The organism is Diaphorobacter sp. ED-3 (assembly GCF_027625375.1).
Classification (GTDB): Bacteria; Pseudomonadota; Gammaproteobacteria; order Burkholderiales; family Burkholderiaceae_C; genus Diaphorobacter; species Diaphorobacter nitroreducens.
Map to the genome: position 1 here is coordinate 1,855,731 of NZ_CP115182.1, position 24,266 is coordinate 1,879,996.

General features: G+C 68.0%; 19 protein-coding genes, 1 tRNA gene and 1 pseudogene. 10 read left to right on the forward strand and 11 right to left on the reverse strand.

Annotated elements, in window-relative coordinates:
• Positions 1-40: 40 nt before the first annotated feature.
• Positions 41-172, forward strand: a complete 132-nt coding sequence (locus tag PCQ86_RS09215) for a hypothetical protein (RefSeq protein ID WP_270175327.1) — start codon at positions 41-43, stop codon at positions 170-172.
• 12 nt (positions 173-184) lie between these two features.
• Here the strand turns inward: PCQ86_RS09215 and PCQ86_RS09220 are convergent, their stop codons facing one another.
• Positions 185-1,147: an IS110 family transposase gene (locus PCQ86_RS09220; RefSeq protein WP_011804582.1), complete on the reverse strand. Its 963-nt coding sequence runs from the start codon at positions 1,145-1,147 to the stop codon at positions 185-187.
• 202 nt (positions 1,148-1,349) lie between these two features.
• On the opposite strand from PCQ86_RS09220, the pseudogene mdeB reads away from it, so the two are divergent.
• Positions 1,350-3,896: pseudogene (gene mdeB / locus PCQ86_RS09225) on the forward strand (alpha-ketoglutarate dehydrogenase); the annotation flags it as partial.
• A gap of 20 nt (positions 3,897-3,916) precedes the next feature.
• Here the strand turns inward: mdeB and PCQ86_RS09230 are convergent.
• The 5 genes from PCQ86_RS09230 to PCQ86_RS09250 all read right to left on the reverse strand — a co-directional run bounded on the left by PCQ86_RS09230 (position 3,917) and on the right by PCQ86_RS09250 (position 7,358).
• Positions 3,917-4,774 carry a zinc-dependent peptidase gene (locus PCQ86_RS09230; RefSeq protein WP_270175328.1) on the reverse strand — a complete coding sequence of 286 codons (858 nt, stop codon included), beginning with the start codon at positions 4,772-4,774 and terminating at the stop codon, positions 3,917-3,919.
• A gap of 4 nt (positions 4,775-4,778) precedes the next feature.
• Positions 4,779-5,561, reverse strand: coding sequence for a UDP-2,3-diacylglucosamine diphosphatase (locus tag PCQ86_RS09235; protein WP_270175329.1), 783 nt, complete (start codon positions 5,559-5,561; stop codon positions 4,779-4,781).
• Positions 5,562-5,569: 8 nt separating this feature from the next.
• Positions 5,570-6,097 (reverse strand): peptidylprolyl isomerase, encoded by a 528-nt coding sequence (locus tag PCQ86_RS09240; RefSeq protein ID WP_047351425.1) that lies wholly within the window; start codon positions 6,095-6,097, stop codon positions 5,570-5,572.
• An 18-nt stretch (positions 6,098-6,115) separates the two neighbouring features.
• Complete coding sequence (locus PCQ86_RS09245) at positions 6,116-6,703, reverse strand: peptidylprolyl isomerase (RefSeq protein ID WP_270175330.1); 588 nt, start codon at positions 6,701-6,703, stop codon at positions 6,116-6,118.
• A gap of 82 nt (positions 6,704-6,785) precedes the next feature.
• On the reverse strand, positions 6,786-7,358 hold the full coding sequence (locus PCQ86_RS09250) for a tetratricopeptide repeat protein (protein ID WP_196995404.1): 573 nt from the start codon (positions 7,356-7,358) through the stop codon (positions 6,786-6,788).
• Positions 7,359-7,611: 253 nt separating this feature from the next.
• Here PCQ86_RS09250 and cysS point away from each other — a divergent pair, with 253 nt between their 5' ends.
• From cysS to PCQ86_RS09285, 7 genes are all read left to right on the forward strand, one after another.
• Positions 7,612-8,988, forward strand: a complete 1,377-nt coding sequence (gene cysS, locus PCQ86_RS09255; RefSeq protein ID WP_172207193.1) for a cysteine--tRNA ligase — start codon at positions 7,612-7,614, stop codon at positions 8,986-8,988.
• A 45-nt stretch (positions 8,989-9,033) separates the two neighbouring features.
• Positions 9,034-9,693: a DNA-3-methyladenine glycosylase family protein gene (locus PCQ86_RS09260; RefSeq protein ID WP_270175331.1), complete on the forward strand. Its 660-nt coding sequence runs from the start codon at positions 9,034-9,036 to the stop codon at positions 9,691-9,693.
• 48 nt (positions 9,694-9,741) lie between these two features.
• Positions 9,742-10,719, forward strand: a complete 978-nt coding sequence (locus PCQ86_RS09265) for an acetyl-CoA carboxylase carboxyltransferase subunit alpha (protein ID WP_011804898.1) — start codon at positions 9,742-9,744, stop codon at positions 10,717-10,719.
• Positions 10,720-10,920: 201 nt separating this feature from the next.
• Positions 10,921-12,717: a methyl-accepting chemotaxis protein gene (locus PCQ86_RS09270; protein WP_270175332.1), complete on the forward strand. Its 1,797-nt coding sequence runs from the start codon at positions 10,921-10,923 to the stop codon at positions 12,715-12,717.
• An 89-nt stretch (positions 12,718-12,806) separates the two neighbouring features.
• Positions 12,807-13,814 carry a tRNA lysidine(34) synthetase TilS gene (gene tilS / locus PCQ86_RS09275; protein ID WP_220637593.1) on the forward strand — a complete coding sequence of 336 codons (1,008 nt, stop codon included), beginning with the start codon at positions 12,807-12,809 and terminating at the stop codon, positions 13,812-13,814.
• Between the two features lie 37 nt (positions 13,815-13,851).
• Positions 13,852-15,120 (forward strand): aspartate kinase, encoded by a 1,269-nt coding sequence (locus PCQ86_RS09280; protein WP_011804900.1) that lies wholly within the window; start codon positions 13,852-13,854, stop codon positions 15,118-15,120.
• A 45-nt stretch (positions 15,121-15,165) separates the two neighbouring features.
• A tRNA-Ser gene (locus tag PCQ86_RS09285) sits at positions 15,166-15,258 on the forward strand.
• Between the two features lie 66 nt (positions 15,259-15,324).
• On the opposite strand, the gene PCQ86_RS09290 is transcribed toward PCQ86_RS09285, so the two are convergent.
• Positions 15,325-15,783 (reverse strand): CopD family protein, encoded by a 459-nt coding sequence (locus PCQ86_RS09290; protein WP_187148577.1) that lies wholly within the window; start codon positions 15,781-15,783, stop codon positions 15,325-15,327.
• A gap of 76 nt (positions 15,784-15,859) precedes the next feature.
• Positions 15,860-18,229 (reverse strand): 5-methyltetrahydropteroyltriglutamate--homocysteine S-methyltransferase, encoded by a 2,370-nt coding sequence (metE, locus tag PCQ86_RS09295; RefSeq protein ID WP_270175333.1) that lies wholly within the window; start codon positions 18,227-18,229, stop codon positions 15,860-15,862.
• A gap of 97 nt (positions 18,230-18,326) precedes the next feature.
• On the opposite strand from metE, the gene PCQ86_RS09300 reads away from it, so the two are divergent.
• Entirely contained in the window at positions 18,327-19,256 is a 930-nt protein-coding gene (locus tag PCQ86_RS09300; protein ID WP_015913563.1) for a LysR family transcriptional regulator, read from the forward strand.
• 46 nt (positions 19,257-19,302) lie between these two features.
• Here the strand turns inward: PCQ86_RS09300 and PCQ86_RS09305 are convergent, their stop codons facing one another.
• The 3 genes from PCQ86_RS09305 to acnD form a co-directional block, all read right to left on the reverse strand.
• Positions 19,303-20,163 (reverse strand): isocitrate lyase/PEP mutase family protein, encoded by an 861-nt coding sequence (locus PCQ86_RS09305; RefSeq protein WP_270175334.1) that lies wholly within the window; start codon positions 20,161-20,163, stop codon positions 19,303-19,305.
• Positions 20,164-20,346: 183 nt separating this feature from the next.
• Positions 20,347-21,549, reverse strand: a complete 1,203-nt coding sequence (gene prpF / locus PCQ86_RS09310) for a 2-methylaconitate cis-trans isomerase PrpF (RefSeq protein WP_270175335.1) — start codon at positions 21,547-21,549, stop codon at positions 20,347-20,349.
• A gap of 13 nt (positions 21,550-21,562) precedes the next feature.
• Positions 21,563-24,235 (reverse strand): Fe/S-dependent 2-methylisocitrate dehydratase AcnD, encoded by a 2,673-nt coding sequence (gene acnD, locus PCQ86_RS09315; protein ID WP_270175336.1) that lies wholly within the window; start codon positions 24,233-24,235, stop codon positions 21,563-21,565.
• Positions 24,236-24,266: the final 31 nt, after the last annotated feature.

Below are 24,266 nucleotides of genomic sequence, written 5' to 3' on the forward strand. Positions count from 1 at the left end.
TCGGCATCCTATTTCGGTATGCGGGGCCTACAGTGGCGCGATGAACGCCCCCACACCCCTCGCAACACTGGCTACCCTCGCTGCCGCGGCCAGCCCCGATACCGACCCCCAGGAAACCGCCGAATGGCGCGACGCCCTGCAGGCCCTGGTGGCCTCGGGAGGGCCTGAGTAACCGTCTTCGAAGTCAAGCGCAATGAAGCGACTTGTCCCAAGGTTTTCCAGTGCGCACCATGGCGTTGAGCGTGGTGAGCAACTTGCGCATGCAAGCGACCAGGGCGACCTTGGGCAACTTGCCAGCGGCCTTCAGACGCTCGTAGAAGGCCTTGATGGCCGGGTTGTAGCGGGTGGCCGTGAGCGTTGCCATGTACAGCACGCGGCGGATCTCGAAGCGCCCGCCTTGTACGCGCCGCCTGCCCTTGCTGCCGCCGGAGTCATTGGCCATGGGCGCCACGCCCACCAATGCAGCGATCTCGCGCCGGTTCAGCCGGCCCAGCTCTGGCAGCTCGGCAATCATCGTGGCACTGGCCACCGGGCCGACTCCCGCAGCCGACTGCAGCAGCGTGTCGAGCTCCCCAAAGTGCTCGCGCACATGCGTGACCATCTGCTCTTCGATCTCATCGAGCTGCGCCTTGATCGCCGCCTCGATGGCCTCGATGCTGGCGTGCAGCTTCTTGGGCGTGATCTGCAGCCGTTGGCGCTCCGAATGGAGCATGGTCAGCAACTGGCGCCTGCGCGTGACCAGGGCCGCGAGCCACTGCTGGCGCTCATCGGCCAGGGGGCGCAAGAAGCGCTGCAGATCGTCGCGGCGCAGCAGCACCGCTGCCAGCTCGGCCAGCGTGCGCGCATCCACCGCGTCGGTCTTGGCCAGGCGTCCCATGGATTTGGCGAAGTCGCGCGCCTGGCGCGGGTTGATGACCGCCACGGGCAGGCCTGTGGCCTGCAGGGCACACGCTAACGCGGCCTCGTAGCCGCCGGTGGCCTCCATCACCACCAGACCCACGTCCAGGGGCTGCAGGGCAGCCGCCAGCGCCGAGTGGCCTTCGGCATCGTTGTCAAACCGCTGGGCGCTGCTCTTGGCACCCAGCACACAGACATCCACGTGCGCCTTGGCCACGTCGATGCCCACCGTCACAGAGGTAACAGACATGATCTTCAGATCCCTTGCTTGTGCATGCGCGCTCAATCAAGGCGCGCGTAACCGTTCGGGCTTCACGAAGACCAGCGCGGCGGCCATGCGTTCTGTACTCAGTCACGGGCTCTATCACCCCAGCGCCTACCAAACTGCACGGGCCGGTCTGGCCGCCTCAACGGCGTTCAGACTCTACCGCGCTGGTCTGGTTTAAAGATACAAGCGCGCGCGCTTTCTGCTGGACGAGCTGAACCGGCTGGCCGGCCAACTGCGCGTGGACTGGCGCCCCGGCCTGAACACGCCCTACGTGAACACCGTGTCCGTGCAGGAGCAGGGGGTGTTCCCCGGCGACCTGGCGATCGAGGAGCGTCTGGCGTCCATCATGCGCTGGAACGCGCTGGCCATGGTGGTGCGCGCCAACCAGGCGTACGGCGAACTCGGCGGCCACATTGCCAGCTACGCCAGTGCGGCCGACCTGTTCGAGAGCGGCTTCAACCACTTCTTCCGCGCCCGCGAGGGTCTGGGCGAAGGCCAGCACCGGGGCGACCTGGTGTTTTTCCAGCCGCACAGCGCGCCCGGCGTGTACGCGCGCGCCTTCCTCGAAGGGCGTTTGAGCGAGCAGGACCTGATGCACTACCGCCAGGAGATCACCGCCCCAGCGCAGGGCGCGCGCGGCCTCAGCAGCTACCCGCACCCCTGGCTCATGCCGGACTTTTGGCAGTTCCCCACCGGCTCCATGGGCATCGGCCCCATCAGCAGCATCTACCACGCGCGCTTCATGCGCTACCTCACGCACCGCAACCTGCTGGATTGCTCCGCACGCAAGGTGTGGGGCGTGTTCGGCGACGGCGAGATGGACGAGCCCGAGAGCATGAGCGCGCTCACCCTGGCCGCGCGCGAGGGTCTGGACAACCTCGTCTGGGTGGTCAACTGCAACCTGCAGCGCCTGGACGGCCCGGTGCGCGGCAACGGCCGCATCATCGACGAGCTGGAGCGCCTGTTTGCCGGCGCGGGCTGGAACGTGGTCAAGCTCGTCTGGGGCAGCGACTGGGACGGCCTGCTCGCCCGCGACCTGACCGGCGCGCTGGTGCGCACGCTCGAAGGCACGGTGGACGGCCAGATGCAGACCTTTGCCGCCAAGGATGGGCGCTACAACCGCGACCACTTCTTCGGCCAGAACCCTGAACTGGCCGCGCTGGCGCAAGGCATGACCGACGAGCAGATCGACCGCTTGAAGCGCGGCGGGCATGACCTGGTGAAGATCCACGCGGCCTATGCTGCCGCCGCGCGCCACCGCGGCCAACCCACGGTGATCCTCGCGCACACCAAGAAGGGCTACGGCATGGGCCAGGCCGGCCAGGGCAAGATGACCACGCACAGCCAGAAGAAGCTCGACGACGCCGACCTCATCGAATTCCGCAACCGCTTCAACCTGCCTTTGAGCGACGCGCAGGCCACCGGACTGGCGTTCTACAAGCCGGGGGACGACAGCCCCGAGATGCAGTACCTGCGCCGCCAACGCCAGGCCCTGGGCGGCTACCTGCCCCGGCGCGAAACGGTGTGCGACGTGCTGCCCGTGCCGCCCCTCGCCAGCTATGCGCAGTTCGCGCTGGCGGCCGATGGCAAGGAAATGAGCACCACCATGGCCTTCGTGCGCATGCTCGGCACGCTGCTCAAGGACGCCACATTGGGCCCGCGCATCGTCCCCATCGTGGCCGACGAGGCACGCACCTTCGGCATGGCCAACCTGTTCAAGCAGGTGGGCATCTACAGCAGCGTGGGCCAGCGCTACGCGCCCGAGGACATCGGCTCGGTGCTTTCGTACCGCGAGGCGCTGGATGGGCAGATCCTGGAGGAAGGCATCAGCGAGGCCGGTGCCATCGCCAGCTGGACGGCCGCCGCCACCAGCTACAGCGTGCACGGCCTGGCCATGCTGCCGTTCTATATCTACTACTCGATGTTCGGCTTTCAGCGCGTGGGCGACGCCATCTGGGCCGCCGCCGACCAGCGCGCGCGCGGCTTCCTGCTGGGCGCTACCTCGGGTCGTACCACGCTGGGCGGCGAGGGCCTGCAGCACCAGGACGGCTCCAGCCACCTCGTGGCCGCCACCATCCCCAACTGCAAGGCCTACGACCCGGCCTTCGCGGGCGAGTTGGCCGTGATCGTGGACGCCGGCATGCGCGAGATGGTCACCGAGCAGCGCGACGTTTTCTATTACGTCACGCTCATGAACGAGAACTACGCCCAGCCGGACCTGCCGGCCGAGGCGCATGCAGGGGTGCTGCGTGGATGCTATGTATTTAATAGCTATTTGCGCCCGTCGGAAGGACGTGAGGAGCCGATTCCATCTCAAAAATCGGTGACCCTGCTGGGCTCCGGCGCGATCCTCACCGAGGTCGTGAAGGCGGCGCAACGGCTGGCCGATGAGGGCATCGCGGCCACCGTGGTCAGCGTGACGAGCTGGAGCGAGCTGGCGCGCGACGGCATGGCCTGTGAGGCCGGGCGTGACAGGGGGGATGCAGGCGATGCCAAGCCCTGGCTTACGCAGGTACTGGAGGTAACGAGCGGCCCGGTCATTGCCGCCACGGACTATGTGCGGGCCGTGCCCGAATCGGTGCGCGCCTATGTGCCCGCGGGGCGCCGCTACCGCGCGCTGGGCACGGATGGCTTTGGCCGCAGCGACACGCGGGCGGCGCTGCGTGCGTACTTTGGGGTCGATGCCGCCAGCATTGCGCAGGCGGCGCGGGCCGCGCTGACGGGCGGTTGAGGGGCGGGAACGAAGCCGCCTCAGCCGGGCAGGGGCCGGCCGAAGAACGCATCCAGCGCGGGCAGCAGGGTGGGGAATTCCTGCCCGAAACGTTCACGGTGCACAAAGTACGCCTCGCAGGCCACGGCGAAGAACTCCGCGGGCGCGGTGGCGCCGTACGCATCCAGCCACGGCCATGCACCGCCGAAACGCTCGGCGATGATGACCTGCTCGCGGAACTGCTCGTACGCGGGCTCCCAGGCGTCGCGCCAGGCCGCGTGCGCGGCGCGCGCGTCCCGCGTGCCCATGAATCCCGGAGGCAAGGGTGGGCAGCCGTCGGCCGGGCCGTTGCGCATGTCGATCTTGTGCACGAACTCGTGGATCACCACGCTGGTGGCGACCGGCTGCCGATCCGGTCCGCCCTGGCCGGCCCCGTCCACGGCGGGCCAGCTCAGCATGACGGGGCCGCGCTCCATGGCTTCGCCCAACAGCACCTCGTCGTAGTGGTGCACCACGCCGGCGGCATCCACGGCCTGGCGGCGCGCCACGGCCTCGGCCGGATGCACCACGATACCCACGAAGTCGTCGTACCAGGCCAGCGCACGCTCGGGAGCGCCCCAGTGCAGCAGCGGCAGGCAGGCCTGGGCCGCAATCGAGACCGCCATGGCATCGGTCACCACCAGCCCATGGGCGCCGGTGAACTCCTTGCGGTCCAGGAACAGCGCACTCAGGGCGCGCAGCTTGCCTTGGTCATGCAGTGGCAGCGCCTGCAGGAATGGGTAGCGCCGCAGGGTCTGCAACCACAGTTGCGCGGAGATGTCGGGGAGGGGGGCCACGGTGGCGCGTACGCGCAGGGCCAGTTGGCGAAGGAAGTGCAGGGGTCCGCGGGTACGTGCCATGCCGCTACGTGGGGACGAGCGGCAGGCGCTGCAAGCCCTCGGCCGTCAGGCGCAGCACGCCGGCGCGCGGCGGGTGGGCGTCCAGGTCCCAGTCCGTGAGCACGTGGCGCGCCAGGCCGGGGGCCAGTACATGGTCCGCAGGCAGATGGGTGTGGCCGTGGATGAGCGCCTGGGCCCCCGCGGCGCGCAGCCACTCGATGGCGGCCGGGCTGTCCACATCGGCATAGACCGCGGCGCCGGCCTGCTTGCGCGCCTCGCTCTCGCTGCGGGCGCTGCGGCCCTGTGCGCGGCGCTCGTGCAGCGGGCGCGCCAGCAACTGGGCCTGCCATTGCGGGTTGCGTGCCAGGATGCGAAAGCGCTGGTATTCCACATCGTTCAGGCACAGCGCATCGCCATGCGACAGCAGCCAGCGTCGGCCAGCGAACGTGAGCACCGTGGGATCGGCCAGCACGGGTATACCCGTGTGGCGCGTGAAGCCCTTACCCACGAGGAAGTCGCGGTTGCCGTGCATGAAATACAACGGCCTCGCGTGCGTGGCCTGGGCGAGCAGGGCGCAGCAGGCGCCTTCGAAGCTGCCCGGCTCGTCGATGCCGTCGTCGCCCACCCAGACCTCGAACAGGTCGCCCAGCAGGAACACCGCGTCGGCGGGCGTGCTGTGCAGGTACTGCCGCAAGGTCTGCACCGTGGAGGGCTGGGCTGGTTCCAGGTGCAGGTCGGAGATGAAGTCCACCGTGCGCCACGCGGCTGGCGCGGCCAGCTCGTCCATCGGCGGCACGGATGGTGTCATCGCAGGGCTTACAGCGCCACAGCCTTGTCGATCACCACGGCGTCGAAGGGCACGTCGTCGTGGAAGCCCTTGCGCGTGGTGCGCACCTTCTTGATGGCGTCGACCACGTCCTCGCCCTTGACCACCTTGCCGAACACGGCGTAGCCCCAGCCCTGTGGTGTGGGGGAGGTGTGGTTCAGGAAGGCGTTGTCCACCACGTTGATGAAGAACTGTGCCGTGGCGCTGTGCGGGTCGCCGGTGCGGGCCATGGCGATGGTGTACTTGTCGTTCTTCAGGCCGTTGGCGGCCTCGTTCTCGATGGGCGCATCGGTCGGCTTTTGCTTCATATCGGCCGTGAAGCCGCCGCCCTGGGCCATGAAGTTCTTGATCACGCGGTGAAAGATCGTGCCGTCGTAGAAGCCCTTGTTCACGTAGTTTAGGAAGTTGGCGGTGGACTTGGGGGCGTTCACGGCGTCCAGTTCCAGCGTGATGACGCCTTGGGTGGCCGTTTCGGCACCGTTGATGGTGACGTGCAGTTCGACTTGTGGGTTGCTCATGGCGGGTGTCCTTTCAGGTTACTTGACCAGGGTTGCGGATTGGATGACCACGGGGGTCGTGGGCACGTTCTGGTGCATGCCGCGGTTGCCGGTGGCCACGGCCTTGATCTTGTCCACCACCTCGGTACCGCTCACCACCTTGCCGAACACGGCGTAGCCGTGGCCGTCGGGTTGGGGCGCGTTGAGCATGGCGTTGTTCGCCACGTTGATGAAGAACTGGCTGGTCGCCGAATTGGGGTTGGCCGTGCGGGCCATGGCGATCGTGTACTTGTCGTTCTTCAGCCCGGTGGTGGCTTCCAGCGGGATCGGGGCCTTGGTGGGCTTTTGCTGCATGTCGGCCGTGAAGCCGCCACCCTGGATCATGAAGCCATCGATCACGCGGTGAAAGACCGTGCCGTCATAGTGTTTGTCGGCCACGTAGGCCAGGAAGTTCTCCACCGTCTTGGGCGCCTTGGCCGGATCCAGTTGCACCACGATGTCACCCAGGCTGGTGGCGAGCTTGACCTGGGGTGCTGCGGCACCGGCGGTCTGGGCATTTGCTACTGTAACAATAGCTGCTAGCGCACATCCAGCAAGCGTTTGCGTGATATTTCTTCTGAAAATCATGGTTGCTCCTTGATCGAAAGGGTTAGGGGGCCCGCGGCGCCCGGCTATGCGGGGTCGGGGCCGGCGCCCAAGACGGCGCACCTCAGCGGCTGGCCGGGGTGGCGGCCTGGGGTGCGGCGGGCTTCGATTCGGTGGCGAACAGCTCGCGCAGCAGCTTGAGCTTGGGCGCCACCGAGGCGGCCGTGGCACGGTCCAGCTGTTGCGCCCGCAGATACGACTGGCTGGCCAGCTTGGCGTGGATGTCGCCCAGGTTCTCGTGGGCGGTGGCGTAGTCGGGCTTGGTGCGGATCGCCGTCTCCAGCGCTGCGCGGGCTTTTTCCAACTGGTTCTGGCTGGCGTAGAGCACGGCCAGGTTGTTGTAGGGCTCGGGCAGCTCGGGGTAGTCCTCGGTCAGCTGCACGAAGGCATCGATGGCTTCGGCCGGCTTGCCGGAATCGGCCAGCGCCACGGCGCGCAGGAAGCGCAACTGCGGATCGCGCGGGGTGGCGGCCAGGCGCTGGTCCAGCTTCACGATGGCTTCGGCGGGCTTGCCCAGCTGGAGCAGGCGGGAAATGTCGGCGTACTCGTCCGCCTGGGCCCATGAAGCTGCGAGCAGGGCCACAGTGGCGGCAAGCAGATGCAGGCAGCGGAGGGCGGGTCGGCGTGCAGGAGTCATGGAGGAGGGGCTGGAGAGACGGAGCAGCGCGGTCGGGCCGCGGTGCGGGCTTATACTGCGGCCGATTGTAGCGGAGGGGTTTTGTCATGCCGGTACGCTGTTGCCGCTCCTGATGGCGGGCCCGCCGCCCTTGCGGCAGACCGCCTGCACGCCCCGCGGCACCGCCCATCGCGCGCACCCGCCCTGAGTCGCGCGCCGCACCGGGCGCGCACCGTACCCATCCGCCCCCACCGATTCCCTGGACCCGTCATCCATGAGCTTGCGTATCTACAACACGCTGTCGCGTGCATTGGAGGAGTTTTCCCCGCTCGAACCCGGCCATGTGCGCATGTACGTGTGCGGCATGACCGTGTACGACCTGTGCCACCTGGGCCATGCGCGCTCCATGATCGCCTTTGACGTAGTGCAGCGCTGGCTGCGCGCATCCGGCCTGGCGGTGACCTACGTGCGCAACATCACCGACATCGACGACAAGATCATCAAGCGCGCGGTGGAGAACGGCGAGACCATTCGCAGCCTGACCGACCGCATGATCGACGCGCTGCACCAGGACGCCGACGCGCTGGGCATCGAGCGTCCCACGCACGAGCCCCGCGCCACCGCCTATGTGCCGCAGATGCTGGACATGATCGGCACGCTGCAGGGCAAGGGCCTGGCCTACCAGGCGGGCAACGGCGACGTGAACTATGCGGTGCGCAAGTTCCCCGGCTACGGCAAGCTGTCGGGCAAGTCGCTGGACGAGCTGAATGCCGGCGAGCGTGTGGCCGTGCAGGACGGCAAGCACGACCCGCTGGACTTCGTGCTGTGGAAGTCCGCCAAGCCCGAGGAGCCGGCCGATGTGAAGTGGCGCAGCCCCTTCGGCGAGGGGCGCCCGGGCTGGCATATCGAATGCTCCGCCATGGGCTGCGCGCTGCTGGGCGAGAGCTTCGACATCCACGGTGGCGGCGCCGATCTGCAGTTTCCGCACCATGAGAACGAGATCGCCCAGAGCGAGGGCGCCACGGGCAAACCGTTCGCGCGGCTGTGGATGCACAACGGCTTCATCAACGTGGACAACGAGAAGATGTCCAAGAGCCTGGGCAACTTCTTCACCATCCGTGACGTGCTCAAGGAATACGACGCGGAGACTGTGCGCTTCTTCGTGGTCCGCAGCCACTACCGCAGCCCGCTGAACTACAGCAACGTGCACCTGGACGATGCGCGTGCCGCGCTCAAGCGCCTGTACACCGCGCTGAGCCTGGTGGCACCGGCCCCGGTCGAGGTGGACTGGGCCGAAGGCTACGCCGCCCGCTTCAAGGCGGCCATGGACGAGGACTTCGGCACCCCCGAAGCGGTGGCCGTGCTGTTCGACCTGGCCGGTGAGGTGAACCGCAGCAAGTCGCCCGCCGCGGCGGGCTTGCTGAAGGCGCTGGGCGGCCACCTAGGGCTGCTGCAGGCGGACCCGCAGGACTTTCTGAAAGCAGGCGCCGGGCTGGACGAGGCGGCCATCCAGGCGCAGATCGCCGCGCGCGCCGCCGCCAAGGCAGCCAAGAACTTCGCCGAGGCCGACCGCATCCGCAATGATCTGCTGGCGCAGGGTATCGTGCTCAAGGACTCCGCCGCGGGTACGACCTGGGAGGCGGCTCAGTAAATGGGTTTCGATTCAAATTGGCATGTAGGGCTTGTGGGGTAAGCGGTGGCAGCTACTAAAAAAATAGCGGATACACATCCGTCCCTCACGCGCCCCAGCTATTGGGAAGAGGCCTGCCGGCATCTGACCAAGAAGGACCGCGTGATGCGTCGCCTGATTCCCCAGGTGGGCAACGTGGCCCTGAGCCAGCGCGGCGACGCCTTCACCACGCTGGCGCGCTCCATCGTGGGCCAGCAGGTGTCGGTGGCGTCGGCGCAGCGCGTGTGGGACCAGTTCGCCGCGCTGTCGCGCAGCATGACGCCGCGCAGCGTGCTCAAGCTCAAGGTGGACGACATGCGTGCGGCCGGCCTGTCGGCCCGCAAGGTGGAGTACCTGGTGGACCTGGCGCTGCACTTCGACAGCGGCCGGCTGCACGTGAAGCAGTGGGACCAGATGGACGACCAGGCCATCGTTGCAGAGCTGGTGGCGATCCGCGGCATCAGCCGCTGGACGGCGGATATGTTCCTCATCTTCCATCTGGCGCGGCCGAACGTGCTGCCGCTGGACGATGCCACGCTGATCCAGGGCATCAGCCAGCATTATTTTTCGGGCGACCCGGTCAGCCGCAGCGATGCGCGCGAAGTGGCTGATGCGTGGAAACCCTGGTGCAGCGTGGCGAGTTGGTATATTTGGCGGTCGCTCGCCCCCCTGCCGGTGGACTACTGAACAACGCAGGGCGGCCGGTACCGGGCACCGCCCCGAGGAGAAAACAAGTTGGCGAAAAAGACCTTTCTGGACTTCGAGCAGCCCATTGGCGAGCTGGAATCCAAAATCGAAGAACTGCGCTATGTGCAGAACGAGAGCGCGGTGGACATCTCCGAGGAGATTGACCAGCTCAGCAAGAAGAGCCTGCAGCTCACCAAGGACATCTACAGTGACCTGACCCCCTGGCAGATCACGAAGATCGCGCGCCATCCGGAGCGCCCGTACACCATGGACTACGTGCGCGAGATCTTCACGGATTTCGTGGAAATGCACGGCGACCGGCACTTCGCGGACGACCAGTCCATCGTGGGGGGCCTCGCGCGCTTCAACGGCCACGCTTGCATGGTGCTGGGCCACCAGAAGGGCCGCGACACCAAGGAGCGCACCGCGCGCAACTTCGGCATGAGCCGGCCCGAGGGCTACCGCAAGGCCCTGCGCCTGATGAAGACGGCCGAGAAGTTCAAGCTGCCCGTGTTCACTTTCGTCGATACGCCCGGTGCTTACCCCGGCATCGACGCCGAGGAGCGCGGCCAGTCCGAAGCCATCGGCCGCAACATCTACGAGATGGCCCAGCTGGAAGTGCCGATCATCACCACGGTGATCGGCGAAGGCGGATCCGGCGGCGCGCTGGCCATCAGCGTGGCCGACCAGGTCATCATGCTGCAGTACTCGATTTACTCGGTCATCAGCCCCGAGGGCTGCGCGTCCATCCTCTGGAAGACCAGCGACCGCGCGCAGGACGCCGCCGAGGCCATGGGCATCACGGCGCACCGCCTGAAGGCCCTGGGTCTGGTGGACAAGATCGTGAACGAGCCCGTGGGGGGCGCGCACCGCGACCACAAGCAGATGGCCGCCTTCCTCAAGCGTGCCCTGGGCGATGCCTACCGCCAGCTGTCGGACCTCAAGCCCAAGGAACTGCAGGACCGCCGCTACGAGCGCCTGCAGAGCTACGGCCGTTTCACGGACACCAAGGCGGACAGCCGCTAAAGAGGGAGGCGCACGCGCTCAGCGTCGCGCCGATCCTTGAAAAAAGGTGAGGGGAATCCCCGCCTTTTTTTGTCACTTACTTGTATCAAAACGTATTATCTTTCCTCGTGCGGACGCGCATCGCTGCAGGAAGAAGGGTTACGTATGTCTCTGTGGAAGTCTCTCAAGGGCCAGATTCTGCTGGTATCGCTGGCCTGACTCGTGGTGGCGCTGGTCGCGCTCTCGGCGGCGAATCTGTGGACCGCCCGCTCGCACGCCCATGCGTCGCTGGCGTCCGAAACGCAACTGCTCGCGCACAGCCATGTGGAAACGCTGCGCACCTGGGCCAACGCCAAGGCGGCCATCGTGGAAGCTGCAGGCGCGGCGCTGGATGACGAGCAGCCTCCCAAGGCGCTGCTGATGCTGTCCAAGGCGGGGGACTTCCTGGTCAGCTACTTTGGCTACGCCGACAAGCGGACGGCGTTTTCGTCGCCCCAGAACCTGCCGCCCGATTACGACCCCACCACGCGGCCCTGGTACCAGCAAGCCGCTCAGGCCAGCGGGAGCGTTCTCACCGCCCCGTATGCGGACGCGGGCGGCAACGGCCTGGTGGTGACTTTCGCGCGCGCCGCCCGCGAAGGGGGCAGCGTCAAGGCCGTGATGGCCGGCGACGTTTCGCTGGCTGCGGTGATTGCCAACGTCACCTCCATCAAGCCCACGCCGTCCAGCTACGCCTTTCTCGTCGGAGGCGACGGCGCCATCATCGCCCACCCCGACGCCAAGCTGGCGCTGAAGCCGGCGACCGACATCGCCCCCGCGCTGTCGGCGCAGGGCCTGGCCGGCATTGCGCAAAGCGGCGCGCTGCAGGCCATGGAACTGCAGGGCCGGCCCATGCTGCTGCCTGTCTCCAAGGTTCCGGACACCCCTTGGATGCTGGTGATTGCCCAGGACCGTGACGAGGCGCTGGCCGCCATCTCCAGCATGCTGCGCGTTTCGCTGGTGGCCGGCATTGCGGTACTGGTGATCGCCACCCTGCTGCTGGCCGGCGTACTGGCACGGCGCCTGCGCCAACTCACCCAGGTGCGCGACGCCATGCACCAGATTGGCGAGGGCGACGGCGACCTGTCGCGCCGCATCGACGCGCAGGGCGAGAACGAACTCGCGCAGATCGCGGGCAGTTTCAACAACTTTGCCACCAAGCTCTCGGGTGTGCTGGCGCAGATCCGGGATGCGAGCCAGTCGGTGCGCCTGGCGTCGGAAGAGATCGCCACGGGCAACCAGGACCTGTCCAGCCGCACCGAGCTGACGGCCTCCAGCCTGCAGCAGACAGCCGCCTCGATGCAGCAGCTCACCGAGACGGTGCGCCACAACGCCGACGCGGCCCGCCAGGCCAACCAACTGGTGGCGCAGGCGGCGGGGGTGGCCCAGCACGGCGGCACCGTGGTGGGCAACGTGGTCAGCACCATGGAGCAGATCAATGCGGCGTCGCGCAAGATCAACGACATCATTGGCGTGATCGATGGCATTGCCTTCCAGACCAACATCCTCGCGCTGAATGCGGCCGTCGAGGCCGCGCGCGCGGGCGAGCAGGGCCGGGGCTTCGCCGTGGTGGCGGGCGAGGTGCGCAACCTGGCGCAGCGCAGCGCCGTGGCCGCGCGCGAGATCAAGGCGCTGATCGGCTCGTCGGTGGCACAGGTGGAACAGGGCTCGCGGCTGGTCAACGATGCGGGCACCACCATGGCAGACATCGTGCAGTCGGTGCAGCGCGTCACGGACATCATGGCCGAGATCACCGCCTCCACGAACGAGCAAAGCACCAGCATTGGCGAGGTGGGCCAGGCCGTGGCGCACTTGGATCAGATGACCCAGCAGAACGCCGCACTGGTGGAAGAAAGCGCCGCAGCGGCGGCCAGCCTCAAAGACCAGTCTGTGCGCCTGTCCGACGTGGTGGGCACCTTCCGGCTGCACGACGAGGCCGCAAGCGCCGGTCGGGCGGCGCCGCTGGCACTGCAGCGCTAGCGTGGCGGGGCGCTGGCGCGCGCCGATAATCGGGCCGCCATGCCTGCCCATACGCCACCGCGCCCGCACTGCCGCAGCAGGAGGGACGCTTGACCCAGTCGTTCGACGCCGCAGTCGCGGCCTTCCGGCCCCGTCCGCCCCTGGCCGTGGCCCTCAGCGGCGGCGCAGATTCGACGGCACTGCTGTTGGCCTGCGCAGCGCGCTGGCCGGGGCAGGTGGTGGCTTTCCACGTGCACCATGGACTGCAGGCGGCGGCCGACGGGTTTGAGCAGCATTGCGTGGCCTTGTGTGAGCGGCTGGGCATACCGCTGTGGGTGCGCCGCGTGGATGCGCGCCATGCTGCCGGACAAAGCCCCGAGGAGGCGGCACGCCAGGTGCGCTACAAGGCTTTTGAGGCGTTGGCGCTTGACTGTCAAGCGCAGATGGCTATAAAAACAATAGCGTTGGCGCAGCATGCGGACGACCAGGTCGAGACATTGCTGCTCGCCCTATCGCGGGGCGCGGGCGTAGCCGGGCTTGCCGCCATGCCGGCGCGGTGGCAGCGCGCGGGCCTGGACTGGTGCAGGCCGCTGCTGCGCGTGGCAGGCGCCGACGTGCGCGCCTGGCTGGTCGCGCGTGGCGAACGCTGGGTGGAAGACCCGACCAACGCCGACGAGCGCTTCACGCGCAACCGCATCCGCCGCCAGTTGCTGCCGGCGCTGCAGCAGGCGTTCCCGCAGTTTCGTGACACCTTTGCGCGCAGTTGTGAACACGCGGCGCAGGCCAGCGAGCTGCTGCAGGAACTGGCCGCCGCCGATGCAGCGGCCATCGGCCAGCCGCCCCGCATTGCGGCGCTGCGTGCATTGGGAAGGGCGCGCCAGGCGAACGTGCTGCGCCACTGGCTGCGCGTGCACCACGCCACCACGCCTACGGCCGCACAGCTGAACGAATTGCTGGACCAGTTGGCCGCATGTGCCACGCGCGGGCACCGCATTCACCTGAAGGTGGGCGGGGGCTATGTGGTCCGCGAGGCGGAGGTGCTCGGTTGGTACAATCAACAGGTTTTGGTCCCCATTTCCGCACGGGACGGCGGCGCGCCAGAACAGCTTTTGCAATAGCGCCGCGCATCTGCGTCCCTGCCATTCCAGAAATTCCATGGCACTGATCGTTCATAAATACGGCGGCACCTCGATGGGCTCCACCGAGCGCATCCGCAATGTCGCCAAGCGCGTGGCCAAGTGGGCGCGGGCCGGCCACCAGATGGTGGTGGTACCCAGCGCCATGAGTGGCGAGACCAACCGCCTGCTGGGCTTGGCCAAGGAGCTCACGCCCTCGCGCATTACCTCCGCCTACCATCGCGAGCTCGACATGCTGGCCGCCACGGGTGAGCAGGCCTCGTCGGCCCTGCTGGCCATCGCGCTGCAGGCCGAAGGCATGGAGTCGGTGAGCTACGCCGGCTGGCAGGTGCCCGTGCGCACCGACAGCAGCTACACCAAGGCGCGCATCGAGTCCATCGACGACAAGCGCGTGCGCGCCGACCTGGACGCGGGCAAGGTCGTCATCGTCACGGGCTTCCAGGGCATCGACGAGGGCGGCAACATCACCACGCTGGGCCGCGGCGGCTCCGACACCTCGGCCGTCGCCATCGCCGCCGCGATGAAGGCGCACGAATGCCTGATCTACACCGACGTGGATGGCGTGTACACCACCGACCCGCGCGTGGTGCCCGAGGCGCGGCGCCTGACGACGCTGAGCTTCGAGGAAATGCTGGAGATGGCCAGCCTGGGCAGCAAGGTGCTGCAGATCCGTTCGGTGGAATTTGCCGGCAAGTACAAGGTGCCGCTGCGCGTGCTCTCCAGCTTCACGTCCTGGGACATCGACATCAACGAGGAAGCCAAGTCCGGCACCCTGATCACCTTTGAGGAAGACGAACAAATGGAAAAAGCCGTCGTATCCGGCATCGCTTTCACCCGCGACGAAGCCAAGATCTCCGTGATCGGCGTGCCCGACACCCCCGGTATCGCCTACCAGATCCTGGGCGCGGTGGCCGATGCCAATATCGATGTGGATGTCATCATCCAGAACATGGGCAAGGAAGGTAAGACCGACTTCAGCTTCACGGTGAATCGGAATGACTACCAACGCACCATCGATCTGTTGAAAGACAAGGTGCTGCCCCAACTGGGCGCCGAGGAAATCGTGGGCGATGCCAAGATCGCGAAGGTCAGCATCGTTGGCATCGGCATGCGCAGCCATGTGGGCGTGGCCAGCAAGATGTTCCGCGCGCTGAGCGAAGAGGGCATCAACATCAAGATGATCTCCACGTCGGAAATCAAGACCTCCGTGGTGATCGACGAGAAGTACGTGGAACTGGCCGTGCGTACGCTGCACAAGGCGTTCGAGCTGGACCAGGCTGCCGCCTGAAGTTTCGCCGAAATGGCCTTGAAATGAGGCTACAATAGCGGGATTGGAAACGTGACCGAGTGGCCGAAGGTGCTCCCCTGCTAAGGGAGTATGGGGTGTAGAGCCTCATCGAGGGTTCGAATCCCTCCGTTTCCGCCAAATAAAAAACGCGCCTTCACGGCGCGTTTTTTTTATGCCGGCGGCGATGTGGTGCCGCCGCGCGTCTCACATCAGCAGCGTCAGCACCACAATCACTACGCCGATGAGCAGGTTTACGCCAACCCAGGTGCGGATGCTTGCCAGCGCCAGGCCGCCTGCCGGCCAGTCGGAGGCGGCGACGGCCTGCTCCAGGCGGCTGAGCAGCGCGAAGTAGATGTAGGCGAAGATGCCCATCATCACGATGCCGAGGGTCGCCATGATGGTCCAGTCCAGCGGCATCGAGAAGGCGCCGCCCGCGCCGATGCTCACCGCGCCGATCATGCCCAGTCCGCTCGTCAGCACGGCCACGATGGCGATGGCGACCGCGCCCAGGAAGCGCTGCAGGACGCCGTGCATCAGCGCCACGCGCTGCGGCGGCTCCAGCATCTGTACGGCGGGGCGCAGGAAGAAATGGGCGAAGACCATGCCGCCGATCCAGACGATGATCGACAGCACGTGGGTGAGCTTGAGGGCGTTATAGAGCATGGCGGCGCATTGTGCCGCCATGCCAGCCGATGCGGGCCATGCACTGACGCGGCGCAGGGTTGATGGTTGCCCGCCGTCAAGCGGAGGCCATGGCGGAGCGCAGTGCCCGCGCGGCCTGCACCATGTGGCGCAGCGCGGCCTCGGTCTCGGGCCAGTTGCGGGTCTTGAGGCCGCAGTCAGGATTGACCCAGAGGTTGTGTGCGGGCACCACCTCGGCCGCCTTGCGCAGCAGGCGCGCCATCTCCTGCGAGCCGGGTATGCGTGGCGAATGGATGTCGTAGACGCCGGGGCCGATCTCGTTGGGGTATTTGAAACTGCCGAAGCCCCGCAGCAGTTCCATGTCGGAGCGGCTGGTCTCGATGGTGATGACGTCGGCGTCCATGGCGGCGATCTCGGGCAGGATGTCGTTGAACTCGCTGTAGCACATGTGGGTGTGGATCTGCGTCGTGTCCTGCACGCCGCAGGCGCTGATGCGGAAGGCCCGCGTGGCCCAGTCCAGGTACGGTTTCCAGCCTGTGCGGCGCAACGGCAGGCCTTCGCGGATGGCGGGCTCGTCAATCTGCACGATGGCGATCCCGGCGGCTTCCAGATCCACCACCTCGTCCCGAATGGCCCAGGCAATCTGCTCGCAGGTGCGGCTGCGCGGCTGGTCGTCGCGCACGAAGGACCACTGCAGGATGGTCACCGGCCCCGTGAGCATGCCTTTCAGGGGTTTGTCCGTGAGGCTTTGGGCGTAGACGGTCCAGTCGACCGTCATGGCATGCGGGCGGGCCACGTCGCCGTAAAGCACAGGGGGCTTGACGCAGCGCGAGCCGTAGCTCTGCACCCAGCCATTGGCCGTGAAGGCGAAGCCGTCCAGCTGCTCGCCGAAGTACTCCACCATGTCGTTGCGCTCCGCCTCGCCGTGCACCAGCACGTCCAGGCCCAGTTCCTCCTGCTTGCGCACGGCGTGTTCGATCTCGGCGCGCATCTGTGCCTGGTATGCGGCCTCACCCAGTACGCCACGGCGGTGGGCTGCACGTGCGGCGCGGATGGCCGGGGTCTGCGGGAAGGATCCGATGGTGGTGGTGGGCAGCGGCGGCAGACGCAGGCGCGCGCGCTGCGCCTGCTGGCGTGTGGGGAAGGGCGAGCGGCGCTGGTCGCAGCCCTCGGGTGCCGCCTCCAGGCGGGCGGCCACGGCGGGGCGGTGCACGCGCGGGCTGGCACGGCGACTGGCGATGGCGGCGCGCGCGGCGGCCAGGCGCGGGTCGCTGTCGGCTACGCGGCTGTCCAGCAGGCCGGCGATCAGGGCCACCTCGTCCAGCTTCTCTGTGGCGAAGGCGAGCCAGCCGCGCAGCTCGGGGTCCAGCGCATCCTCGCCCGCCAGGCTGACGGGCACATGCAGCAGCGAGCACGAGGGCGCCACCCACAGCGGTCCGGTGTGTTTGGCGGCCACGGGGCGCAGCAGGGCCAGGGCCGCGTCGGGGTCGGTACGCCAGATGTTGCGACCGTCCACCACGCCCACTGACAGCACCTTGTAGGCCGGCAACCAGTCGGCCACGCCCGTCAGCTCCTGTGGGGCGCGCACGGCGTCCACGTGCAGGCCGGCCACGGGCAACTGGCAGGCCAGGCGCAGATGGTTCTCCAGTGGCGAGAAGTAGGTGGCCAGCAGCACCTGTGGGCCGGCCTTGCCGAGCTGCCAGTACGCAGGCTCGAAGGCCTGCGTCCAGGTGGCGGGCAGGTCCAGGCCCAGGATGGGCTCGTCGATCTGCACCCACTCCACGCCCTCGGCCTTCAGGCGCGCGAGTATCTGCGCGTACACGGGCAGCAGGCGGTCCAGCAGGTCCAACCGGTCGAATGGGGCTTCGCCTTTCTCCTTGGACAGCCAGAGGAAAGTGAGCGGCCCCACAAGCTGCGCCTTTACGCGGTGGCCCAGCGCCTGGGCTTCGGCCACTTCGGCGAACAGGCGCTCGCTGCCCAGGCGGAACGCAGTGTCGGCGTGCAGTTCGGGCACGAGGTAGTGGTAGTTGGTGTCGAACCACTTCGTCATCTCCAGCGCGGGCTGGCCTTCGCCGGGATGCGGCGCGTGCGCACAGCCTGCGCCGCAGGTGCTACCGGGGGCGTGGTCGCCATGGCCCGACAGCGTCTGCACGCCCCGCGCCATGGCGAAGTAGCGTGCCAGCTCCGGCGTGCCGGGGGTGAAGCCAAACCGCGGGCTTTCGCAACCCAGCAGTTGGATGTGGTGGGCCATGTGGTCGTAGTAGGCGAAGTCGCCCACGGTCGCGAACGCCAGGCCCGCGTCGCGCTGGGCCTGCCAGTGGCGTGCGCGCAGTTGGGCGCCCACGGCTTCGAGCGCGGCGGCGTCGATCTCGCCGCGCCAATGGCGCTCCAGCGCCAGTTTCAGTTCGCGCTGCGCGCCCATGCGGGGAAAGCCCAGCGTATGGGTGAGGATGGGGGAAGCGGCCATGGTGCGGAAGTCCTTGTGCAAGAGAAAACCGCGATGGTCGGCCAAGTGTGTTTATGATTCAAACGAAAGTTTTGTCTTTTCAACTTGAATAGTTTTAATGATGCAATCCATCCTGGAGATCCGCCATCTGCGCACGCTGCAGGCCCTGCGTGATAGCGGCAGCCTGGTGCGGGCGGCGCAGCTGCTCAACCTCACGCAATCGGCGCTGTCGCACCAAATCAAGCTGCTGGAGGACCGCTACGGCACGCCGCTGTTCGAGCGCAAGTCCGTGCCGCCGCAGTTCAGCGCCACCGGCGCGCGGCTGCTGCAACTGGCCGACGCCGTGCTGCCGCAGGTGGAAACGGCTGAGCGTGACGTGGCACGCCTGTCCCAAGGGCAGGGTGGGCAGATGCGCATCGCCGTGGAATGCCATACCTGTTTTGACTGGCTGATGCCCGCCATGGACGCCTTCCGCGCACGCTGGCCCGAGGTGGAACTGGACATCGTGAGCGGCTTCCACGCCGACCCCGTGGGCCTGCTGCACCAGAGCCGGGCGGACCTGGCCATCGTCTCCGAGCTGGACGCCGGGGAGGCGGGCGCCGTGGACTACCACCCCCTGTTCGGCTTCGAGATCCGCGCGTTGCTGGCCCACGGCCACCCGTTGCTGGACAAGCCCTTTCTGCAGGCCCAGGACTTCGCGGACCAGACCCTCATCACCTATCCGGTACCCGACGAGATGCTGGACCTCGTGCGCCAGGTGCTGGAGCCCGCCGGCGTGCGCCCGCCCCGGCGCACCACCGAGCTGACGGTGGCCATGCTGCAGCTCGTGGCCAGCGGCCGGGGCGTGGCCGCCCTGCCACTGTGGGCGGTGCAAGGCTACCTAGACCGGGGCTACGTGGCCGCGCGCCCCATCGGCGCGCGGGGCCTGCGCGGCGAACTGCACGCGGCCTGCCTGCCGCAGCTCTCGCCCAGGCCCTTCCTGCAGGACTTCGTGCGCGTGACGCGCGAGACGAGTTTCGTCACGCTCAAGGGGGTGGAGTTGCTGTAGTTTTGATAGCTGATTGCGCTTGTCAGGTAAGCGCTAGCGCCTGATTTCATGCGTATTTCTTTTCGAGCGCATCCCAGAATGGTTTGCCCACCAGCCGCTGGCGCTCGGCGAACGGGGCGACCAGCGTGGGGTCTTCGCGCACCTCGCGCGCGTCGCGCAACTGGGCCAGCACTTTTTGCATGCCGGCCACGGCGCCTTGCAGCGCGGCGTTGGCGTACAGCACGAAGCCGTAGCCCAGGCGACCCAGTTCGTCGGCGCCCACGATGGGCGTCTTGCCGCCGATGACCATGTTCATGAGCTGGGGCACTTGCAGGCGCTGGGGCAGGGTGCGCACATGCTCGGCCGTGGTGACGGCCTCGACGAAGAGGATGTCGGCGCCCGCCTCGGCGTACGCCTGCGCGCGCTCCACGGCGGCGTCGAAGCCCTGCACGGCGGCGGCGTCGGTGCGCGCCATGACCAGCAGGCCGTCGCGCCGCGCATCCACAGCGGCGCGGATCTTGCCCACCATCTCGCTGGTCTCGATCACGGCCTTGCCGCTGAAGTGGCCGCAGCGCTTGGGGCTCACCTGGTCTTCGAGCTGGATGCAGTCGGCGCCGGCGCGCTCCAGCGTGCGCACGGCGTGGTAGGTGTTGAGGGCGTTGCCGAAGCCCGTGTCCGCGTCCACGATCAGCGGCAGCTCCACCGCGTCGCGGATGCGGGCCGTGTGGTCGGCGATGTCGGTCAGTCCCACGAAGCCCTGGTCGGGCAGGCCGAACCCCATGTTGGTGACGCCCGCGCCGGTGACGTAGAGGGCCTCGTAGCCCAGATCTTCGATGACCTTGGCCGACAGTGCGTTGAACGCGCCCGGCACGATGACGCCGCGCCGGGCTTCGGCCAGGGCCTTGAGTTGTTGCTTGGTGGACTGCATGGCTGTTTCCTTCAGGGAGGGTGCTCTGCGCGCGCATGGAACGCATTGCTGAAATCGGGTGCGCCCCCGGCCGGGGCTAGCGGCCGCGGTGCGGGGGCCTGTGCCGGCCGCGCCGCGCTGCCGCGCTGGCGGCGTCCCCCATGCCGCGCGAAGCGTGGGAGAAGGGGGACATGACGAAGTTGCTCACGGGGTTGGCGGCACTCTCACCCAGCCTTCCATCAGGGTGCGGGCGCTGCGGCTCATGAGGGCCTTGGTGACGCGCCACTGGCCGTTCACCAGCGCGGCCTCGGCCCCCACGCGCAGCGTGCCCGAGGGGTGGCCGAACCGCACCGATCCCGGCACGGCGGTGCGCGGGCCCCCGCGGGCCGCCTGGTGGACCAGCGTGCCGGGGACGGCGGCAGCGGCGCCGATGGCCACGGCCGCCGTGCCCATCATGGCGTGGTGCAGCTTGCCCATGGACAGTGCGCGCACCAGCAGGTCGATGTCGGCCGCGCGCACTGCCGTGCCGCTGGAGGCGACGTAGTCCGCCGGCGGCGCGACGAAGGCGAGTTTGGGCGTGTGCTGGCGCGTGGCGGCCTCTGCCACGTCGTGGACCAGGCCCATCTTGACTGCGCCCCAGGCGCGGATGGCCTCGAAGCGGGCCAGGGCCGCGGCATCGCCATTGATCGCGTCCTGCAGCTCGGTGCCGGTGCAGCCGATGTCCCTGGCGTTCAGGAAGATGGTCGGGATGCCCGCGTTGATGAGCGTGGCCTGCAAGCGGCCCACGCCTGGCACGTCCAGCGTATCGACCAGCTGGCCGGTGGGGAACAGGGCACTGCCGCCGCCTTCGCCTCCTTCACCGCCATCGGCCGGGTCGAGGAATTCGAGCAACACCTCGGCGGCGGGGAAGGCCACGCCGTCCAGCGCAAAGTCGCCCGCCTCCTGCACCTGGCCACCTGCGACGGGTACGTGGGCGACGATGGTCTTGCCGATGTTGGCCTGCCAGATGCGTACGGTGCACACGCCGTCGTGCGGAATGCGCCCGGGCGCGACCAGGCCGCTGGCGATGGCGAACGGCCCCACGGCGGCCGACAGGTTCCCGCAGTTGCCGCTCCAGTCCACGAAGGGGCTGTCGATGGCGACCTGGCCGAACAGATAGTCCACGTCATGCCCGGGCCGGGTGGAGGGCGAGACGATCACCGCCTTGGACGTGGACGAGGTGGCGCCGCCCATGCCGTCGATCTGTTTGCCGTAGGGGTCGGGGCTGCCGGTCACGCGCAGTAGCAGCGCGTCGCGCGCTGCGCCGGGCTGCTGCGCCGCCGCGGGCAAATCCTGCAGGCGAAAGAACACGCCCTTGCTGGTGCCGCCGCGCAGGTAGGTGGCGGGGATCCTGATCTGTGGTGCCATGTTTGCTCTTGTTTCAATAGCTGGTTGCGCTTTCCAGACGGGCGCTGGAAGCTGATTGGGCCAGAAAGTCCTGGGCGAAGCGCTGCAGCACGCCCCCCGCTTCGTAGACGGAGACTTCCTCGGCCGTGTCGAGCCGGCAGGTGACGGGCACCTGCTGCGTCTCGCCCTGCGCGCGGCGGATGGCAAGGATGACGGTGGCGCGCGGCGTGAGGGCACCGGCCACGTCGTAGGTTTCGGTGCCGTCCAACTGCAGCGTGTGGCGGTTGGTGCCGGGCAGGAACTCCAGCGGCAGCACCCCCATGCCGATGAGGTTGGTGCGGTGGATGCGCTCGAAGCCCTCGGCCACCACCGCCTCCACCCCCGCCAGCCGCACGCCCTTGGCGGCCCAGTCGCGGCTCGACCCCTGGCCGTAGTCGGCGCCGGCGATGATGATGAGCGGCTGGCGGCGGTGCAGGTAGGTCTCGATGGCCTCCCACATGCGCGTCACGCGGCCCTCGGGCTCGATGCGGGCGAGCGAGCCCTTTTGCACCTGGCCGTTCACCACCGCCATCTCGTTGACGAGTTGCGGGTTGGCGAACGTGGCGCGCATCGCCGTGAGGTGGTCGCCCCGGTGCGTGGCGTAGGAGTTGAAGTCCTCCTCGGGCACGCCCATGCGGGCCAGGTATTCGCCCGCCGCGCTGGCGGGCAGGATGGCGTTGGACGGCGAGAGGTGATCGGTGGTGATGTTGTCGCCCAGCAGCGCCAGCGTGCGCATGCCCTGGAGGGTGCGCGGGTAGGCGGCCAGCGCGCCCACGCCTTCGGCGTCCCAGTAGGGCGGGCGGCGGATGTAGGTGGACTGCGGGCGCCAGTCGTACTGCGGCGCGGCGCGCTCGCCATGGCCCTTGCGCAGGGCGAACATGGGTTGGTACACGGCGCGGAACTGTGCGGGCTTCACGGCGCTGGCGACGATGGCGTCGATCTCCTCGTCGCTGGGCCACAGGTCGTTCAGGCGGATTTCGCGGCCCTCCACCACGGCCAGCACGTCGCGCTCGATGTCGAAGCGCACCGTGCCCGCGATCGCGTAGGCCACCACCAGCGGCGGCGATGCCAGGAAGGCTTGGCTCGCATAGGGGTGGATGCGCCCGTCGAAGTTGCGGTTGCCCGAGAGCACGGCGGTGGCGTAGAGCTTGCGGTCAAGGATCTCCTGCTGGATGCGCGGGTCCAGCGCGCCGCTCATGCCGTTGCAGGTGGTGCAGGCAAAGCCCACGATGCCAAAGCCCAGCGCCTGCAGATCAGGGAGCAGGCCGGCCTCCTGCAGGTACAGCTCCACCGCCTTGGAGCCGGGCGCGAGCGAGGTCTTGACCCAGGGCTTGCGCCGCAGGCCCAGGCGGCGGGCGTTGCGCGCCAGCAGGCCGGCGGCGATCACGTTGCGCGGGTTGCTGGTGTTGGTGCAACTGGTGATGGCGGCGATGACGACGGCGCCGTCGGGCAGCAGGCCCCTGGCTTCCTCGGCGCGGGCCCTCTCCAGCATGCTGGCATCGGCAATGCCGCGCTCCACCAGCGCGGTGGTGGGCAGGCGCCGGTGCGGGTTGCTGGGGCCGGCCATGTTGCGCACCACGCTGGACAGGTCGAAGTGCAGCGTGCGCTCGTACCGCACCTCGCGCAGGATATCGGCCCACAGGCCGGCGGCGCGGGCGTAGGTCTCCACCAGCCGCACCTGGTCTTCCGCGCGGTCCGTCAGGCGCAGGTAATCGGTGGTCTGCGCGTCGATGTAGAACAGCGCGGCGGTGGCGCCGTATTCGGGGCACATGTTGCTGATGGTGGCGCGGTCGCCGATCGAGAGGCTGTCCGCGCCCTCGCCGAAGAATTCCACATAGGCGCCCACCACCTTTTGCTGGCGCAGGAACTCGGTCAGCGCCAGCGCGATGTCGGTCGCGGTAATCCCCGGCTGGTGTTTGCCGCGCAGTTGCACGCCTACGATGTCGGGCAGGCGCATCCAGCTGGCGCGGCCCAGCATCACGGCCTCGGCCTCCAGCCCGCCCACGCCCACGGCGATCACGCCCAGCGCATCCACATGGGGCGTGTGGCTGTCGGTGCCCACGCAGGTGTCGGGAAAGGCGACCTTGCCCTGTCCATCGTCCTGCACGTGCACGACGGGCGACATTTTTTCCAGATTGATCTGGTGCATGATCCCGTTGCCCGCCGGGATGACCTGCACGTTGGCGAAGGCCTTCTTCGTCCACTCGATGAAGTGAAAGCGGTCCTCGTTGCGGCGGTCCTCGATGGCGCGGTTCTTGTTGAACGCCTCGGGGTCATGGCCGCCGCACTCCACGGCCAGCGAGTGGTCCACGATGAGCTGTACCGGCACCACCGGGTTCACGGCGGCGGGGTCGCCGCCCTGCTGGGCGATGGCGTCGCGCAGGCCCGCCAGATCGACCAGCGCGGTCTGGCCCAGGATGTCGTGGCACACCACGCGCACGGGGTACCAGGGAAAGTCCAGGTCGCGCCGGCGTTCGATCAGCTGGCGCAGGTAGTCCGGCAACTGCGCCGGGTCGGCGCGGCGCACCAGGTTCTCGGCGTGCACGCGGGCGGTGTAGGGCAGCGTGGCCCAGGCGCCGGGGCGGAGCTGCTCGACGGCCTCGCGCGCGTCGTAGAACTGCAGCGCCGTGCCGGGCAGGGGTTTGCGGTGGGCGGTGTTCGTGGTCATCGTGGTGCTCTTGTTGTGATAGCTGCTAGCG

Excerpts from the sequence above, each read along its gene's own strand:
- PCQ86_RS09215 (WP_270175327.1), top strand. The coding sequence starts at position 41 with ATGAACGCCCCCACACCCCTCGCAACACTGGCTACCCTCGCTGCCGCG.
- PCQ86_RS09220 (WP_011804582.1), bottom strand. The coding sequence starts at position 1,147 with ATGTCTGTTACCTCTGTGACGGTGGGCATCGACGTGGCCAAGGCGCAC.
- PCQ86_RS09230 (WP_270175328.1), bottom strand. The coding sequence starts at position 4,774 with ATGGCACGTACCCGCGGACCCCTGCACTTCCTTCGCCAACTGGCCCTG.
- PCQ86_RS09235 (WP_270175329.1), bottom strand. The coding sequence starts at position 5,561 with ATGACACCATCCGTGCCGCCGATGGACGAGCTGGCCGCGCCAGCCGCG.
- PCQ86_RS09240 (WP_047351425.1), bottom strand. The coding sequence starts at position 6,097 with ATGAGCAACCCACAAGTCGAACTGCACGTCACCATCAACGGTGCCGAA.
- PCQ86_RS09245 (WP_270175330.1), bottom strand. The coding sequence starts at position 6,703 with ATGATTTTCAGAAGAAATATCACGCAAACGCTTGCTGGATGTGCGCTA.
- PCQ86_RS09250 (WP_196995404.1), bottom strand. The coding sequence starts at position 7,358 with ATGACTCCTGCACGCCGACCCGCCCTCCGCTGCCTGCATCTGCTTGCC.
- cysS (WP_172207193.1), top strand. The coding sequence starts at position 7,612 with ATGAGCTTGCGTATCTACAACACGCTGTCGCGTGCATTGGAGGAGTTT.
- PCQ86_RS09280 (WP_011804900.1), top strand. The coding sequence starts at position 13,852 with ATGGCACTGATCGTTCATAAATACGGCGGCACCTCGATGGGCTCCACC.
- PCQ86_RS09290 (WP_187148577.1), bottom strand. The coding sequence starts at position 15,783 with ATGCTCTATAACGCCCTCAAGCTCACCCACGTGCTGTCGATCATCGTC.
- metE (WP_270175333.1), bottom strand. The coding sequence starts at position 18,229 with ATGGCCGCTTCCCCCATCCTCACCCATACGCTGGGCTTTCCCCGCATG.
- PCQ86_RS09300 (WP_015913563.1), top strand. The coding sequence starts at position 18,327 with ATGATGCAATCCATCCTGGAGATCCGCCATCTGCGCACGCTGCAGGCC.
- PCQ86_RS09305 (WP_270175334.1), bottom strand. The coding sequence starts at position 20,163 with ATGCAGTCCACCAAGCAACAACTCAAGGCCCTGGCCGAAGCCCGGCGC.
- prpF (WP_270175335.1), bottom strand. The coding sequence starts at position 21,549 with ATGGCACCACAGATCAGGATCCCCGCCACCTACCTGCGCGGCGGCACC.
- acnD (WP_270175336.1), bottom strand. The coding sequence starts at position 24,235 with ATGACCACGAACACCGCCCACCGCAAACCCCTGCCCGGCACGGCGCTG.